Source organism: Paraburkholderia solitsugae (assembly GCF_013177695.1).
Taxonomy (GTDB): Bacteria; Pseudomonadota; Gammaproteobacteria; order Burkholderiales; family Burkholderiaceae; genus Paraburkholderia; species Paraburkholderia solitsugae.
On record NZ_WOEY01000099.1, the window covers coordinates 1 to 15,928 of the forward strand.

Below are 15,928 nucleotides of genomic sequence, written 5' to 3' on the forward strand. Positions count from 1 at the left end.
GGTTTGTATTCAGTTCAAGCCCCTTCCCCCCCCGGGCCCCCGGCGCTCCCCCCCAACCCCCCCCCGTTCCCGCCCCCCCCCCCACCGCCGTGCCAGCCGCTTCCGCCATGCCAGCCGCCTCCGTGCCACCCGCGGCCATGCCAGTACCCTCCACCTCCGTGGTAGTAACAGCATGGACCACCCCAACCGCCCCAGATGTCGACCGAGCCGTAGACCGGTCCGTACGCCGGCCCGTAGGCATAACCGTAGCCGGGGTAATAGGGCTGCGCGTAGGCATAGTCGTAGCCCGGCGCCACCACGCACCCGGTGAGACCTGCCGCCACAGCTAACATCGCGACTGATGCAATGAGCCTGCTCACGATTTTCTCCCTCTTATGTGATTGAGAAAAACAGCGTGCCCGGGAGTTCAGCAGGATTTGTGTCCGCAAATTACGGCTCGGATGCGCCGCCGCGCCTGCATGGTGTCTGTGCTGCAATCCAACGCCATAGCGGCTGCGTGTTGCAGCAGCCTTCCAAACCGTGACGGATTCATTACCCTGTAACAGTTGGTTAACGTTTCGAAACGTAACTGTAGGGCGCGCCTGATACTTTCCCGTCAGACAATTTCCCTTTAAATCCAGCCCCATGCTTGTGCTGACGCTGGACGAAGAAGAACACACCCCACATTGCCCGGGCCGCTTGATGCGGACCCTGCAAAAACCTGGCCGTCAATGAAGCACGATCCACAGCCGGCAACCGCATCAGAATGGCGCGCCAAAGGCGACGCCTGTGTCGCTCGCGGCGAACTCCACGCCGCACTCCAATGTTTCGAAGCAGCGCGCGCGCTCGATCCCGCCGACGCCGTCGTTCATGAGCGCCTCGCCACGACGCTCGCCATGCTGAACCGCTTTCCCGAAGCCGTCATTCGCTATCACGAAGCGATCGGACTCGATCCGCGGAACACCGATTTGCATCACGGCCTTGGCTGGTCGCTCGAGCAGATGCATCGGCTTGAACAGGCTGCAGAGGCCTATCGCGAAGCAGTCCGGCTGAATCCTAAAGCCGACGGCTCGTACAACAACATGGGTAACTGCCTGCAGGCACTCGGTCGTTTCGACGAGTCGCACGAAGCCTATCGCCGCGCGATCGAGGCCGCCCCGCAGGTGCCGCTGTATTACCGCAATTTCGTGCAGTCCAAGCGCCTTACCGCTGACGACCCGGTGTTCGCGGCGCTCGAGCAATTCGCCGGCGTGGCCGCTTCGCTCACACCCGCCAATCAGGCGGAAATTCACTTCGCATATGGTCAGGCGCTGTCCGACGTGGGCCGCAACGATGCGTCGTTCGATCACTTCCTGAAGGGCAACGCACTGTACCGCCCCGGCGTGCGTTATGACGAAGCCGCGTCGCTCGGTCTGTTCGCGCATTTGCCGGAGCTCTTCACATCGGAAGCGCTGGCGGCGAAGCACGGTCTGGGCGATCCGTCGGCTGCACCGATTTTTATCGTCGGCATGCCGCGCTCCGGTTCGACCCTCATCGAACAGATTCTCGCGAGTCATCCGCAGGTTTTCGGCACCGGCGAGCGTACGGAGTTCGGCGAGGCGCTGGTGAATAGCATTGGCCGCGCGGTGGACGACCCGCTACGCATCGATATCGAAGCACTGCAGGACGTGGGCTCCGCGCCATTGCGCACGCTCGGCGCCGACTATCTGCGCCGCATGCACAAGTCGTTGCCGGAAATGCAAGCCGGAACGCCGGGCTACACACGCTTTACCGACAAATACCCGTTCAATTTCATCAACGTCGGGCTGATTCATCTGGCGTTGCCGAACGCGCGCTTCATTCATAGCAGCCGCTCGCCATTGCAAAGCTGCCTGTCGATTTTTTCGCGAATTTTTCACGACGTGCCGTTCAGTTACGATCTCGGTGAACTGGGCCGCTACTATCGAGCGTACGACGCGTTGATGGCGCACTGGCAACGTGTGTTACCCGCGGGCACGATGATCGAGGTCAAATATGAAGAGCTGGTCGAAGACTTCGAAAGCAATGTCCGGCGCTTGCTTGAACATTGCGGACTCGACTGGGACGAGCGCTGTCTATCGTTTCACGAGACCACGCGGCAGGTGAATACGGCAAGCGCGGCACAGGTGCGCCGTCCGCTCTACAAGACGTCGCTGCAACGCTGGCAGCCGAAGCCGGCGTTGCTGCAACCGTTGTTCGAGGGTTTGGGGCCGGAGTTGGCGCCGGCTGACAGCCTCAGCGCGCACGAGCGTGCGCCTCTGGCCGATGCCGACGCGGCGGCGACTGACACGGAGCGGAAATCATGAGCGCAATCCGCGGGGCCGTCATATGGATGACCGGTTTGTCCGGTGCCGGTAAATCGACCTTGGCCGAGACGTTGAACCAGCGTCTGAAAGAAGCAGGGCATGCCTCGATCGTGCTCGACGGGGACGTGCTGAGACGCGGCCTGACCGCCGGCCTCGGCTTCACACCCGAAGACCGCAGTGAGAATCTGCGGCGGGTCGCGCACGTCGCGGCGCTGTTCATGCAACAGGGCTTCATCGCAATTGCCGCAGTGATCTCGCCCGAGCATCAGCATCGGCGTATGGCGCGTGAGATCGTTGGCGTTGGTTTCGTCGAAGTGTTCGTGAATGCGCCGCTGACGGTGTGCGAAGCGCGCGATGTCAAAGGCCTCTACGCGCGTGCGCGGCGCGGTGAGATTCCAAATTTCACCGGCATTTCCGGGCCGTTCGATGTACCGCTCGACCCCGATGTCATGATCGAAACCGATCGGGTGTCGATCGAAGAGGCGGTAGACCGCCTGTTTGTGCATCTGACCGCCATGGGTTGCCTGCCCAGGGAACGCGGGCTCGGCAAGCCTCGTCTCGCGAAATAGTCAGCGCGAGGCCCATACCGCTTTTTCTCCCCGCGCAAATTTTCCACCAGGCGCAGGGCATTTCGCTATACCGTTTCGGCTACTCGTGGACCGAAGGGGTGATGCGTCGATGCCGACATTGTCGATACCAAAAATAAAGCCGAACGTCGAAGCGCTTGTTCTGGCGGCCGATCTGGCAGGCACAATTGTTTTCGCGATCGAGGGCGCGCTCAGTGCGATGCGCGGTGGCCTCGATCTGCTGGGTGTGATGGTGATCTCATTTGTCGCGGCGCTCGGCGGCGGGGTGATCCGCGATCTGTTGATCGGCGATTCACCGCCTAACGCGATACGCGACTGGCGTTATCCGGCGTTGACCTTCGTCACCGGTCTGCTCACGTTCATTTTCCATTCGACAGTGCAGCAGTTTCCTGTCGCGCTGATTACCGTGCTCGACGCAGCCGGTCTCGCCCTGTTTGCCGTGGCGGGCGTCGAGAAAGCGCTGCTCTTCGGGATTCGTCCGTTTATCGCGATGCTGATGGGCACCATCACGGGCGTGGGCGGCGGGGTGATCCGCGATGTGTTGATGGCGCGCGTGCCGCTCGTGCTGCATGCCGACATCTATGCGACCGCGGCGTTCGCCGGCGCATTCATCGTGGTGGTCGCGCGGCGTGCCGGCTTGCCGCCGAGCGTCGCGGCATTGGCAGGCGGCGCGGTGTGCTTCGTCTTGCGCGTGCTCGCTGTCACCTATGGCTGGCATCTGCCGAAGGCGTCGCTCTCAGCGCTTGCGTAAAGGCTCGATCAGCGACGACAAACCGTTGTGATCGATCTCGTGCATCAAGGCCAGCAGACGGCCGATCTCGCCTGGCGGAAAGCCCTGGCTCGCAAACCAGTTCAGATAGTGACCGGGCAGATCCGCGATCAGCCGCCCTTTATATTTTCCGTAAGGCATCACACGCGTGACCAGCAGTTCGAGATGTTCGGGATTCATCGCAGATGGGTCGACGGAAAGTTCATGGATCGCAATGGCGTGAGCGCCTGCTGAAGCAGCATTTTAGCCGCGCTGCAGGCATTGCGCCGGCATGGTAACGTCATGCGCTTTCCCTTTACACACAACAGGACAGGTTCGATGGAATACCGCAGACTCGGCGACTCGGATGTGAAGGTTAGCCTGATCGGTCTCGGCACCATGACGTGGGGCGAGCAGAATACCGAGCAGGAAGCGCACGCACAGATCGATTACGCGCTCGACCACGGCGTCAATCTGATCGACGCCGCGGAAATGTACCCGGTGCCGCCGCGTGCCGAGACGCAAGGCTCGACCGAGCGTTATATCGGCACGTGGATCGCGCAGCATCGCAGCGCGCGCGAGAAGATCGTGCTGGCCACCAAGATTGCCGGCCCGGCGCGTCAACCGCACAACCCGCGTCATATTCGCGGCGAGGGCAACCAGTTCGACCGCAAGAACCTGACCGAAGCGCTGAACGATAGCCTGAAGCGTCTGCAAACGGACTACGTCGATCTGTATCAGTTGCACTGGCCGGATCGCAGCACGATGACGTTCGGCCGTCCCGCCTATCCGTGGGTCGATGACGCATATACGGTGCCGATCGAAGAAACCCTGTCGGTGCTCGCCGAATTCGTCAAGGCAGGCAAGATTCGCCATATCGGTGTGTCGAACGAAACGCCTTGGGGTGTCGCGCAGTTTCTGCGCGCGGCGGAAAAACTCGGCTTGCCGCGCATCGTCAGTATCCAGAATCCGTATAGCCTGTTGAACCGCACGTACGAAGTGGGTCTGTCCGAGTATGCACATCGCGACAACATCGGCTTGCTGGCGTATTCGCCGCTCGCCTTCGGCTGGCTATCGGGCAAGTATGAAGGCGGCGCGCGTCCGGCCGGCGCCCGCATTTCGCTGTTCGAGCGCTTTCAACGTTACAGCAAGCCGCAAGCGGTTCAGGCAACCACGCGCTATGTCGAACTGGCGAAGCGGCATGGTTTGTCGCCCGCGCAGTTCGCGCTGGCCTTCGTCAATAGCCGGCCGTTCGTGACGAGCAATCTGATTGGTGCCACGTCGCTCGATCAGCTGAAGGAAAACATCGCCAGCGCCGAGGTGAAACTCTCGCCGGAAGCGCTCGCGGAGATCGACAAGCTGCATGAACTGCAGCCTAATCCGGCGCCTTGAGACTGCTTGAAGCCGCGGCTTCTGTTGTCGTGGCGCTTGCGTGCGGCGAGTTCTCGCCGAGATCCCAGAACAGCCCCGCCATGATCTGCAGGCCCTCGCGCACCACCGGTCCGAGCAGATGCTCGTTTGGCGCGTGCTGCGAGCAGGCCGGGTACGAATGCGGCACCCAGATGGTCGGCAGGCCGAGCGTGTCGGCGAACACTTCGTTGGGCAGTGTCCCACCGAGATTCGGCAGCACCGCTGTCTTCTTGCCGGTGGTCTGTTCGAGCGAGGCGATGGCCCACTTGACCCACGGGTCGTCGGGATTCAGACGTGTCGCCGGCGCACCGCGTTCGACGCTGATCTCGACCAGCGAAAAGCCATGCGCATCCAGATGCATGCGCAGATGCTGCTCAAGGTTTTCCCAATCGGTGCCGACCACGAAGCGCAACTGGCAGTGCGCGAATGCCGATGACGGAATGGCATTGACCGGGTTCTCGGGGTTCCCCGCCTTGAAGGCCAGCACTTCGAAGCTGTTCCAGCCGAACACGCGCTCTGGCGGCGTGAGGCCGGGCTCGCCCCAGTTATCGTCGACCGCCGGGTCGCCCGGGCCGCCGCCTACGGTGATATCGGCCAGTGCATGACGCACCGCCTCGGGAATCGGCGGCGGACGCAAGCCGTCGACAGCGATCACGCCGCGCGCATCGACCAGACTGGCGAGTGCGCTCGCCAGCACGGTGGCCGGGTTGCGCAACAGACCGCCCCAATTGCCCGAGTGGTGCGCGCCATCGCGCAGATTCAACGAGAGCTTGAAGTTCACCGAGCCGCGCGAGCCGAGAAACACCGTGGGGCGGCGCGCGGCGAGGCGCGGGCCATCGGAGGCGATCAGCACGTCCGCGGCCAGGTCCTGTTTGTGTTGGTGGCAGATCGCGTCGAGCCCCGGCGAGCCGGTTTCCTCGCCCATCTCGATCAGCAGTTTCGCGTTGAAGCCGAGCTTGCCGCCGCGCGTGGCCAGCACGCTTGCGAGCGCGGCGAGATTGATGGAGTGCTGGCCCTTGTTGTCGGCGGTGCCACGGCCATACCAGCGTTCACCTTCGATGGTCACCGCCCACGGCGTCAGCGGCGCGCGCCACTGGCTGTCGTAGCCGCGCACGACGTCGCCGTGGCCGTAGATCAGTACGGTGGGCAAACGGTCGTCTTCATGGCGATTGGCGATCAGGAACGGCCCGAACCCTTCCGCCGGGTTATCGACGATGCGCGTGCTGAAGCCGAGCCCTTCGACCTCGGGCGCGATTTCGTCGGTCAGATACGACAGCAGCGTGGCGGCGCGGTCGCTTTCCTGACTCTCGGTACGAAATCCGACGCGCCGGGTGAGGTTCTCAAGAAAGGCGCCTGATTCGAAATGATGCGTGGCGTGTTCGATGGCCTGGCTGCGGCTCATGGTTGTCTCCGATGCGGGGGGCGGGGGATGGCGGCGAGGTGACGACGAGGCGACGCGGCGCCGTACGTGGCACGGTCTGGATCGCGACCATCAGCTTCGAAACGATTCTAGAAGTCCGTTATTTTTGTCACAATGATCGTCTTTCGAAGCTTACGTTGCCCAAAAGGCAAAGCAGGACAGCCCCCGCATACGGCTGCATACGTTCGCATAAGGCGTCGCTCATGGCACTTTCGTTACATGGCATTGCATTGCGCTATTTTGTTGAGGTGGCGCGCACCGGCTCAATCAGCGACGCGTCCGCGCGCCTGCACGTGGCCGTATCGGCGATCAGCCGGCAGATCACGCGGCTCGAAAGCGATCTCGGCGCCACGCTGTTCGAGCGGCGGCCGCGCGGCATGTCGCTTTCCGAGGCGGGCGAGCGCCTGCTCGCCTACGCCCAGCGCAGCCTGCTCGAGGCCGAGCACGTGATGAAGGAGATCGGCGGCCTCGAGGCGTTGCACGGCAGCATGATCAAGGTCGCCAGTTCGGAGGGTTTCGCCGCGGACTTCCTGCCTAGCGCGATGGCGGCGTTCCGCAGCCACTATCCGGGGATCGACTTCACGCTCTCTGTGATGCAGCCGGGCGAGGCGACGCGCCGGGTGCGTGATGGCGACGCCGATCTTGCGCTGACGTTCAGTCTCGCGCCGGAAAAGGGCGTCAAGGTTGAACACACCGAGCGGGCACCGGTGCTGGCGCTGCTGCGCGCCGATCATCCGCTGGCCGCGCGCGCGAAGGTGTCGCTCGCCGACCTGCAGCGCTATCCACTGGTGCTGCCGGAGCCTGGCACGACGATTCGGCAGCTGATCGACATCACCTGCGCTCTTGAAGGCGTGCTGCTCGAGCCCGATCTCACCTCCAACAATAGCGGCGCGATGTACCGCTACGCGCAGAAGTCCGGGGCGATCATGTTCACCGGGCTGCTGTCGGTGCGTGACCGTTACGCCGGCGACGGCTTCGTCGCGATACCGCTGACGCATCCGCAGATGCGCCAGCGCAGCATTCAGGTACAGACGATGGCCGGACGGGAGCTGCCGCCGTCGGTGAGGGCGTTCCGTGACCATTTGATCGCGGAGATCGGCGGCGCGAAGCCTGCGGATGCTGCGGCGCCGAAGCCGGCTCGACAGCGGGCTCAGGCGCCGGCTCGAAAGCGCGGCGAGACGCATTGAAGGGCAAATCTCCCTGCCGGACGGCGAATCGCGACCTAAACTGTGGGGACGGGGCGGCTTGTACGACCTCTACTGCGCGGCTCGCGATGCTGCGGCCCATACCAGTGGTAGGATTCAGCCCGAAAAATGGAGAGCGGTGTGCGATGAATAGGCGTGCCGTCCACAACAGAGCGATAGGACTCAGGACATCGAATGGCACAACAAAAAACAAACCCAAAACTTGAGCAGGCGCTGACGCGCGGGGATCTTGCAATTCGCCAGGCCAACTCGGCACGGGCGACGGCGTTGCTGCGCGCGTTGGGCAAGATGATCGTAGAGGCGTCGGCGACGATCGGTGTGGAAGCATTCACGCTGATTCCGGAGGGCGACAAGATTTACGATCCTACTGAGGGGCTGTGGCCACAGGAATTGCTGGTGTCGCTCGACGGCCCCGTCGAGGCGACGGATCCGGATGAAGTTCGAACTGTCCGGTTGATTGCCGATGATCCTGGCACGGTGTTCAGGGTTGAATGGCAGCGAGCCGACGGGAAGATCGGACGTCAGGATGGGGGGCCGTTTGCAACGGTGGCCTTTATTTCCGATGTGGAAATTCCTTGGACGGATGATGAGGATTGAGGGGAGGTTTTGCGCGGAGCGCTGAAGGTTTTTTTTGTGCTTTGCGGTGGTTTTTGTATGCCTGTGGCGGTGGGGTTTGCTTGGGTTTTTGCCTGCGCGGCGCTTGTTTGGCTGTGCTTTTATGGCGTTGGCCTTTCCTTGATTTGTTATTGGTCTATTAGCGTTGCCCCTGTGCGGGGCGGGCACTTTTCTTTGCATGCCGCAAAGAAAAGTAGGCAAAAGAAAGCGGCTCACACCGCTAGCTCATAAGCGGGTCCCCTGGGCTCAGAGGGGGCAGTGGTGCATCTGGAATCTGTGTCCTCGCACATTCGGCGCGAGTGACAAGGCAGTCATTCTTCCGGCGGCGCTGCGCGCGCCGAAGCGCATTTCATAAAACCGTCCGTTGTGTTCAGGCTCCCGCGTTTTGTCACGGAACCGTGGCCCGTGGTCGCATCAACTCTGCCACTGCCACTGCCACTGCCACTGCCACTGCCACTGCCACTGCCACTGCCACGGTGATGGCGCCGCATGGGCGTTTCATTCGGGCTGTGTTTTCGCACTTTCATTTGCTTGCGCAAATCGTCTTTTGGATACTTGGGTGCTTCGCAGAGGCGAGGCCGATGGCCCCCGCTGCGCGCGATCGAAGCCCCACGGTTTCCCTGGCAGACCCATCCGCGACGCACGCGGTGCGGAGTGGGAGCTGATGAGTGCTTTGTCACTCGCGCCGAATGTGCGAGGGCACGGATTCCAGATGCACCACTACCGCGACTGCGCGAGGGGCCCGCTTAAGAATTAGCGGTTTGAGCCGCTTTCTTTTGCCCCTACTTTTCTTTGCGGCAGGCAAAGAAAAGTAGGGGCCTGCCCCGCACAGGGGCGACGCTAATAGACCAATAACAAATCAAGGAAAGGCCAACGCCATAAAAGCACAGCCGAACAAGCGCCGCGCAGACAAACAAAACCAAAGCAAAGCCCACCGCCACAGGCAAATATCCGAACAAGCGCCGCGCAGGCAAAAAAACCAACCCCCTCCCGTCAGCGACCCTAACAAACTCCCATCTCCTCCTTGCAATTCTGTAAAATTCGCGCACGCGCGCTATAGGCGCCACTGCGGCACCCCGATGCGCGTGTTGTGAAGGCGGCGCCACGACCGCTACCTCCGTTTAAAGACAAGGAAAAACAACAGCATGACCGACCTATCCGACCAAACCGTGGCCACGGCTTACGACGCACACGACACCCGGCGCCGCATCTTCGCGATCGTTGGCGCTTCATCGGGCAATCTAGTCGAGTGGTTCGACTTCTACGTGTACTCGTTCTGCGCGCTGTACTTCGCGCCTGCCTTCTTCCCAAGCGGTAACACCACCACGCAGTTGCTCAACACCGCGGGCGTCTTCGCCGCGGGCTTCCTGATGCGCCCGATCGGCGGCTGGTTCTTCGGCCGGCTCGCCGACAAGCACGGGCGCAAGACCGCGATGATGGTGTCGGTGTTCATGATGTGCGGCGGCTCGCTCGTAATCGCGGTGCTCCCCACGTATGCGCAGATCGGCGCATTGGCGCCAGCGCTGCTGCTGGTCGCGCGCCTGTTCCAGGGCCTGTCGGTAGGCGGCGAATACGGCACCAGCGCGACTTATATGAGTGAAGTCGCGCTCAAGGGCCGTCGCGGTTTCTTCGCATCGTTCCAGTACGTCACGCTGATCGGCGGCCAGTTGTGCGCGCTGCTGGTGCTGGTGATTCTGCAACAAACCCTCTCTACCGACGAGCTGAAAGCGTGGGGTTGGCGCGTGCCCTTCGTGATCGGTGCGTTGGCGGCGCTGGTCGCGCTGTATCTGCGTAAATCGCTCGAAGAAACCACCACCGCCGAGACGCGTCGGCGCAAGGAAGCCGGCACGCTGCGCGGCCTGTGGCAGCACAAGGGTGCCTTCGTGACGGTGCTCGGCTTCACGGCCGGCGGCTCGCTGATCTTCTACACGTTCACCACTTACATGCAGAAGTACCTGGTCAACACGGCCGGCATGCATGCCAAGACGGCCAGCAACGTGATGACCGCGGCGCTGTTCGTCTACATGGTGATGCAGCCGGCGTTCGGCGCCTTGTCGGACCGCATCGGCCGCCGTCGTTCAATGCTGTTCTTCGGCTTCTTCGCGACCATCGGCACCGTGCCGCTGCTGCACGCATTGAAAGACGTGACGAGCCCGTATGCGGCCTTCGGCCTTGTCGTCGTGGCGTTGGCGATCGTCAGCTTCTATACGTCGATCAGCGGCCTGATCAAGGCCGAAATGTTCCCGCCTGAAGTGCGCGCGCTCGGCGTGGGGCTGTCGTACGCGGTGGCCAATGCGATCTTCGGCGGCTCGGCGGAGTATGTCGCGCTGTGGCTGAAATCAGTAGGCAACGAGTCGACGTTCTACTGGTATGTGACCGCGCTGTGCGCGATCGCCGGCCTCGTGTCGCTGCGTATGCGCGATCCTTCGAAAGAAGGGTATCTGCGTCACGAACCGTGAGCATGGGCAACACGCTCGGGCAGCGCGCATGAGCGCTGCTTGCAAACGGCGGCTCGGGGTAACCCGGCCGCCGTTTTTTATCGCCTCGGCAAATGCGGCAAATGCGGCAAATGCGGCAAATGCGGCAAATGCGGCAAATGCGGCAATTACGACAATTACCGCAAGCCTCGCACGGAGCGCACGCTCAAGCCACCACGATCTCCGTTCCCAGCACATGCAGCAGATCGCGCAGCGCCTCGGCTTGCGCCATCTTCGTATCGCTGCGCAAATGAATCTGCACGGCTCGCCCCGCGATTCCATCGACGGGATGCGCAAGCCACAACTCCACAGCAAGCCCCAATCCTTCTGGCTGATTGACGACGACCGGCTCGATCACACGCGGCTTGAAACAGGCACTGTCAGACATGGCGAATCACCTCGGGGCTGATGTCGGTTCGAGGTCCATCCTAATCAGCCGCACCCGCAAGACCAAGCGACAAATACGAGTTTGCTAATGAGCGGATGCTTAGCAGAAAACGCGCTTAATACAGGAGCATTTCTTGGTTCGGTGCGCGCCGCGCCGCTGCTAATGTGGCGCCCATGCGTGGCGATCGGTTGCACCTCACGGTTGCAACGGATATAGCCAACACGCATCCGTTTCTGACACATCGCACGCATAGTGCACAAGCACCGCACACAAACAAAGAGATCCATAAAAATGAAATCGACACTACTCGCTGCCTGGCTCATGACAATGACGGGACTCTCGATGACGGTATCGGGACTCGCCCACGCCGACCGTCTCGACGACATCAGGAAGGCCGGCGTACTGCGCGTCGCGACCTTCGACAGCAACTCGCCGTTCGGCTACGTCGACGCAACCAGCAACCATATCGTCGGCCTCGACGCCGACTATGCGAAAGCGCTTGCCGACAAACTCGGCGTGAAACTCGAACTGCAACCGACCAATCCGGCCAACCGCATTCCGTTCCTGACGTCGAAGAAAGTAGACCTGGTGCTCGCCAACTTCACGATCACCGACGAGCGCGCCAAACAGGTCGATTTCAGCATTCCGTATTTCTCGTCGGGCCAACAGTTCCTGGCGAAGAAGGGCGTGCTGAAGTCGGCGGATCAGATCAATAGCCTGCGGGTGGGCGCCGACAAGGGCACCACCAACGAGATCATGTTGCGCGAGAAATTCCCGCAAGCCACGATCGTCGCGTACGACGACACGCCGTTCGCGTTTGCGGCTTTGCGCGCGGGCAACGTGCAGGCGATCACGCAGGACGGTCCGAAGCTGGTCGGCCTGCTCGCCAATGTACCGGACAAGCAGAACTATGAGATTCCGGCGTTCACGATTTCGAACGACTACATGGGCGTCGGCATCCCGAAGGGCGAGACGCGCCTCGTCGGCTTCGTCAACGACACGCTGAAGGGACTGGAAGCCGACGGCTCGGCCGCGAAGATCTACAACCGCTGGTTTGGTCCGCAAACGAAGACGCCGCTTGCGCGCATCTTCAAGATTGGCGACAAGACCTGATCGCCGTGTCGCTGTAACACCCGTGAACAAACGGGCACGTTGGCAACGTGCCCGTCGGCGTTTTTTAAAGTAGCAGGGTTAAAGAAGCAGGTTGAAAGATGCAAGCGTGGCTCGCTCCAAAGTATCTGATGTGGCTGTGGCAAGGCTTCGGTGTAACCGTCGGTCTCGCGTTGACGGCGGCGCTCGCGGCCACCTTGTTTGACTTCGTGCTGGCGATCGCGCGTCATGCCCGGTATGGCTGGCTGCGTCGTGCAACGGCCACGTATGTACTGGTGTTTCGCAACACGCCGTTGCTGGTGCAACTGTTCTTCTGGTACTTCGGCGCGGCCACGCTGATGCCTGACGTAGTGATGCAATGGCTGAACACGCCGCATGGCATGCACATCGGTGCGTATGCGTTGCGCTGGCCGTCGTTCGAATTTGTCGCCGGGTGGATCGGGCTGACGTGCTATACGGCGGCTTTTATCGCCGAGGAGTTCCAGGCGGGTTTGCGTGGCGTGCCGGCTGGTCAGCATGTTGCAGCCGCAGCCCTTGGTCGCACACCATTGCAGGCGTTCCGCTACGTCGTATTGCCGCAAGCCGTCCGCATTTCGTTGCCGCCGCTCTTCGGCCAGTATATGAACCTCGTGAAAAATTCATCGCTGACCATGGCGATCGGTCTGGCCGAACTATCGTATGCATCGCGTCAGGTCGAGACGGAGACCTTTAAAACTTTCGAGGCGTTCGGTGTGGCAACCGTGCTGTATATCGCCGCCGTCGCCTTGATCGAAGCTGTCTCGCATACGGTGGCGCATGCGCGTGGCCGTTCATTCGTGAGGCGCTGAGCATGACATGGTCGCTGTTTGCCCATAACCGGCCGTATCTGCTGGTCGGCGCGTTTCCGCAAGGACCGCTCGGCGGCGCGGCGCTCACCTTGGTGCTTGCCTTGTGTTCAGCGCTTGTGTCGGCCGTGCTCGGCCTCGCGGGTGGCATTGCGCTGGCGATGGCGGGGCGCACCGCCCGTGTGCCGTTGCTGCTCGTGATCGGTTTCTTCCGCGCGATTCCCGTGTTGATGCTGATTTTCTGGACGTATTTCCTGTTGCCGGTCGTCTTCCATGTCGATGTGCCCGGACTCGCAACGGTCGTCTGCGCGCTCTCGCTGATCGGCGGCGCGTATCTCGCGCACTCGGTGCATGCGGGCATTCGCGCGGTTGGCGACGGTCAGTGGCAAGCCGGGCTGTCGCTCGGACTGACGCGGATGCAAACCCTGCGCTACGTGTTGCTGCCGCAGGCGATGCGCATCATGGCGCCTTCGTTCGTGAATCAATGGGTGTCGCTGGTGAAGGACACCTCGCTCGCGTATATCGTCGGCGTCGGTGAACTGTCGTTCGTCGCGACGCAGATCAGCAATCGGCTAATGGTGTACCCCGCGCAGATCTTCCTGTTCGTCGGCTTCATCTATCTAGTGCTGTGCACGGCGCTTGACCGCGTCGCCACTTATGCGCTGACGCGGCGCAAGCGCATCGTGCGGCCGCTCGCACCGGCCGCCGGCGAGGCATTGTCTAGCGACTCACCTTAAAACCGCGGCGATGTATGTCCGCTGACCGGGCTCACAGCCGCACGTGAGAGCATGAGCAGGTGGTAATAGAGCCGCATGCTGAAACCATAGTTGTAGGCGAAGAGATGCGTGAGCGCGATCTTCGACCCGAGCACCGCCTGGCGATTCTTCGCATGAACCGAGACGACGATCGGCGCGAGCCGGCGCAACGCCAGCTTGCGTGACGGTTCCAGTTGCGGCGGCAATTTCAGCGCTTTGACGAACGCATACGCACTGACGGTCGCGGCAACCGTCGTGCCGCGCGTGCTATGCGAGATCGAAGTTGCAGTCTTCCGATACACCGACACGTAGTCGTGCAGATAAAACACCTCACGTGCCGCGAGACAGAGTTCGGTGCCGAACGTGAAATCGCAGCACATGCCGTACTGATCTTTGTAGCCGATCCGCCTGACGAGGTTCGCGTTGGCCATCCAGCCGTTGTTCGGGAACATCTGGATCAGCCCGCATCGGCCGGGCAAAGCCTGCAAGCCTTCAGCATCCTTGGTGCGGTGAAACGCGGTGTTCAGTCGCGCGCTCGCGTCGAAATCGACTGTGCCGCTGTGATCGGCCTCGTACTGATCGGCGAACGCCACTTCCAGTTGCGGATGACGCGCCCATAGCGACACAAGCTTTTCGACGCCGTCGGTGGTGAGCAGGTCGTCGTCGTGAATCAGCAGGATCTTGTCGCCGCGTGCGCGCTCGAACAGGCTCGCGACGTTGCGCGCCTGGCCGAGCGACGGCTGGTTCTTCGCATAGCGGATGCGCGGCTCGTTCGCATAGCGCTGTGCGATCAACTGCTGGGTGCGTTTGTCTTTTGAATCGTCGCCGATCACGATTTCCAGATTGCCGTAGCTCTGCGCGAGGCAAGAGTCGATGCACGCGACGAGCAGTTCAGGACGATTGCAGGTCGGCAAGCAAATGGAAACCTTGGGAGAGGGATGGGACGGGGTGGAGAGGGTGAACACGGGCGTCTCCTTTCTTATCTGTTAACGGGCAATGGGCGCAGCCAGTTCGCTTTGCGCACACATTGCTGCATGCAGCAAAATAGTTCATTACAAGAAAAAAATAATCCGTAATAAATCGGAAAAAATGTCAGCCTTATGAAAGGAATTCGAAGGGAAAAATTTGTGCGGCTTTGGTGCGAAAACGGAGCAAAGTCGCTTGGGTTAGCACTTGATATTTCAACTGACCGGAGGCTCGCCTTCGCCGGCTTTTTTTGCCGGGACGGTCCGCTGGCGTTTGATCGCGCCCTTCATCGTCCGTTCGGGCAGCTTGCTCTTATCATTGCCACACACTTACAAACAACACCTTGACCGCGCCCCACATTCAGCGCACCGTGAAGAAGGAAAACACCACGGGAGCGTGAAATGTCCATCAACTTCCCGAACCCAAGCCGCAGCTACGACGCCTTCCGTCATTGCGTCAATTTCTGGGGCTACGACAACGCGCGCGAAATTGCCTTCACTGTCAACGATTCGGTCATTTCGAATCTGAGCCCGAGCGTCGGCTCCGACGAACCGGCAGTGCTGGCGGCCTTCGACCGTCATCGCGAGCAAATCCTCGCGCTCGCCCGCAGTCTGTACGTCGGCGGTCCGCAAAACCGCTATACGATTTCTTGACGCAGTGCGGCGCGGCACGTCCAACCGGACCTGCCGTGCGCCGCCTTGTTCCACAGCCGAAGCAGCGCGGCGCCCACCGGCGCCTCGCGTTGCTTCGTCGCGGGAGTTCCAGCATGGATGATGACCAGGTCAATCTAGAAGAAATCGCTGACAGCAAACGGCGGCGCGAAGCCGCACGCATCGCCGGAATCAACGAATCGGCCGCACCAGCGGCAAGCGGGCCGCAGCAAGGCCAGCCGGGCAACGAAGCCGCGCCGAAACAATGGGTCAAGCACGTCACGAAGTGGCTCGGCGCGAAGGGTACGCTGATGCAAACGCGCCCAGCCTTGACGCTCAAAAAGAAACCCGCCGCGCTGTAGGCAAGCGGAACAAAAAACCGGCGTAAAGCCGGTTTTCTTATTTGTGCCGCGCGCTCTCTGTCGATAAACGCATGGTTGGTGCTCGCTGGTTTTAGGCAGGGCATTGCA

At 61.5% G+C, this 15,928-nt stretch carries 17 protein-coding genes; 12 read left to right on the top strand and 5 right to left on the bottom strand.

The window, feature by feature from the left end; all coding sequences use genetic code 11:
* Positions 1 to 14: 14 nt before the first annotated feature.
* Positions 15 to 359: a hypothetical protein gene (locus GNZ12_RS25250; protein ID WP_172314797.1), complete on the bottom strand. Its 345-nt coding sequence runs from the start codon at positions 357 to 359 to the stop codon at positions 15 to 17.
* A 351-nt stretch (positions 360 to 710) separates the two neighbouring features.
* On the opposite strand from GNZ12_RS25250, the gene GNZ12_RS25255 reads away from it, so the two are divergent.
* The 3 genes from GNZ12_RS25255 (at position 711) to GNZ12_RS25265 (ending at position 3,641) form a co-directional block, all read left to right on the top strand.
* Positions 711 to 2,303, top strand: coding sequence for a tetratricopeptide repeat-containing sulfotransferase family protein (locus GNZ12_RS25255; protein WP_172314799.1), 1,593 nt, complete (start codon positions 711 to 713; stop codon positions 2,301 to 2,303).
* A complete protein-coding gene (gene cysC, locus GNZ12_RS25260) occupies positions 2,300 to 2,872 on the top strand; it encodes an adenylyl-sulfate kinase (RefSeq protein WP_172314801.1) in 573 nt (190 codons plus the stop codon). The genes GNZ12_RS25255 and cysC overlap by 4 nt, the downstream gene beginning before the upstream one ends.
* A 109-nt stretch (positions 2,873 to 2,981) precedes the next feature.
* A complete protein-coding gene (locus tag GNZ12_RS25265; protein ID WP_172314803.1) occupies positions 2,982 to 3,641 on the top strand; it encodes a trimeric intracellular cation channel family protein in 660 nt (219 codons plus the stop codon).
* On the opposite strand, the gene GNZ12_RS25270 is transcribed toward GNZ12_RS25265, so the two are convergent.
* Positions 3,627 to 3,839, bottom strand: a complete 213-nt coding sequence (locus tag GNZ12_RS25270) for a DUF3820 family protein (RefSeq protein ID WP_006048800.1) — start codon at positions 3,837 to 3,839, stop codon at positions 3,627 to 3,629. The two genes, GNZ12_RS25265 and GNZ12_RS25270, sit on opposite strands and share 15 nt — an antisense overlap.
* A gap of 138 nt (positions 3,840 to 3,977) precedes the next feature.
* On the opposite strand from GNZ12_RS25270, the gene GNZ12_RS25275 reads away from it, so the two are divergent.
* Complete coding sequence (locus tag GNZ12_RS25275; protein ID WP_172314805.1) at positions 3,978 to 5,030, top strand: NADP(H)-dependent aldo-keto reductase; 1,053 nt, start codon at positions 3,978 to 3,980, stop codon at positions 5,028 to 5,030.
* On the opposite strand, the gene GNZ12_RS25280 is transcribed toward GNZ12_RS25275, so the two are convergent.
* Complete coding sequence (locus GNZ12_RS25280; protein ID WP_172314807.1) at positions 5,014 to 6,450, bottom strand: M20 family metallopeptidase; 1,437 nt, start codon at positions 6,448 to 6,450, stop codon at positions 5,014 to 5,016. The genes GNZ12_RS25275 and GNZ12_RS25280 overlap by 17 nt on opposite strands.
* A gap of 221 nt (positions 6,451 to 6,671) precedes the next feature.
* On the opposite strand from GNZ12_RS25280, the gene GNZ12_RS25285 reads away from it, so the two are divergent.
* The 3 genes from GNZ12_RS25285 to GNZ12_RS25295 all read left to right on the top strand — a co-directional run bounded on the left by GNZ12_RS25285 (position 6,672) and on the right by GNZ12_RS25295 (position 10,747).
* Positions 6,672 to 7,655: a LysR family transcriptional regulator gene (locus GNZ12_RS25285; RefSeq protein ID WP_172314809.1), complete on the top strand. Its 984-nt coding sequence runs from the start codon at positions 6,672 to 6,674 to the stop codon at positions 7,653 to 7,655.
* A 192-nt stretch (positions 7,656 to 7,847) separates the two neighbouring features.
* A complete protein-coding gene (locus GNZ12_RS25290; protein ID WP_172314811.1) occupies positions 7,848 to 8,270 on the top strand; it encodes a hypothetical protein in 423 nt (140 codons plus the stop codon).
* 1,163 nt (positions 8,271 to 9,433) lie between these two features.
* Positions 9,434 to 10,747 carry an MFS family transporter gene (locus GNZ12_RS25295; protein ID WP_172314813.1) on the top strand — a complete coding sequence of 438 codons (1,314 nt, stop codon included), beginning with the start codon at positions 9,434 to 9,436 and terminating at the stop codon, positions 10,745 to 10,747.
* Between the two features lie 184 nt (positions 10,748 to 10,931).
* Here the strand turns inward: GNZ12_RS25295 and GNZ12_RS25300 are convergent, their stop codons facing one another.
* Positions 10,932 to 11,153 (bottom strand): hypothetical protein, encoded by a 222-nt coding sequence (locus GNZ12_RS25300; protein WP_172314815.1) that lies wholly within the window; start codon positions 11,151 to 11,153, stop codon positions 10,932 to 10,934.
* Between the two features lie 291 nt (positions 11,154 to 11,444).
* Between GNZ12_RS25300 and GNZ12_RS25305 the strand changes: the two genes are divergently transcribed.
* The 3 genes from GNZ12_RS25305 (at position 11,445) to GNZ12_RS25315 (ending at position 13,824) form a co-directional block, all read left to right on the top strand.
* Positions 11,445 to 12,266 (top strand): ABC transporter substrate-binding protein, encoded by an 822-nt coding sequence (locus GNZ12_RS25305; protein WP_172314817.1) that lies wholly within the window; start codon positions 11,445 to 11,447, stop codon positions 12,264 to 12,266.
* Positions 12,267 to 12,364: 98 nt separating this feature from the next.
* A complete protein-coding gene (locus GNZ12_RS25310; RefSeq protein WP_172314819.1) occupies positions 12,365 to 13,090 on the top strand; it encodes an amino acid ABC transporter permease in 726 nt (241 codons plus the stop codon).
* A gap of 2 nt (positions 13,091 to 13,092) precedes the next feature.
* Positions 13,093 to 13,824, top strand: a complete 732-nt coding sequence (locus GNZ12_RS25315; protein ID WP_172314821.1) for an amino acid ABC transporter permease — start codon at positions 13,093 to 13,095, stop codon at positions 13,822 to 13,824.
* Here the strand turns inward: GNZ12_RS25315 and GNZ12_RS25320 are convergent.
* Positions 13,821 to 14,807, bottom strand: a complete 987-nt coding sequence (locus GNZ12_RS25320; protein WP_172314823.1) for a glycosyltransferase family 2 protein — start codon at positions 14,805 to 14,807, stop codon at positions 13,821 to 13,823. The two genes, GNZ12_RS25315 and GNZ12_RS25320, sit on opposite strands and share 4 nt — an antisense overlap.
* Before the next feature lie 402 nt (positions 14,808 to 15,209).
* Between GNZ12_RS25320 and GNZ12_RS25325 the strand changes: the two genes are divergently transcribed.
* A complete protein-coding gene (locus tag GNZ12_RS25325; protein ID WP_172314825.1) occupies positions 15,210 to 15,461 on the top strand; it encodes a DUF1488 family protein in 252 nt (83 codons plus the stop codon).
* A gap of 113 nt (positions 15,462 to 15,574) precedes the next feature.
* Complete coding sequence (locus GNZ12_RS25330; protein ID WP_172314827.1) at positions 15,575 to 15,820, top strand: hypothetical protein; 246 nt, start codon at positions 15,575 to 15,577, stop codon at positions 15,818 to 15,820.
* Positions 15,821 to 15,928 lie beyond the last annotated feature (108 nt).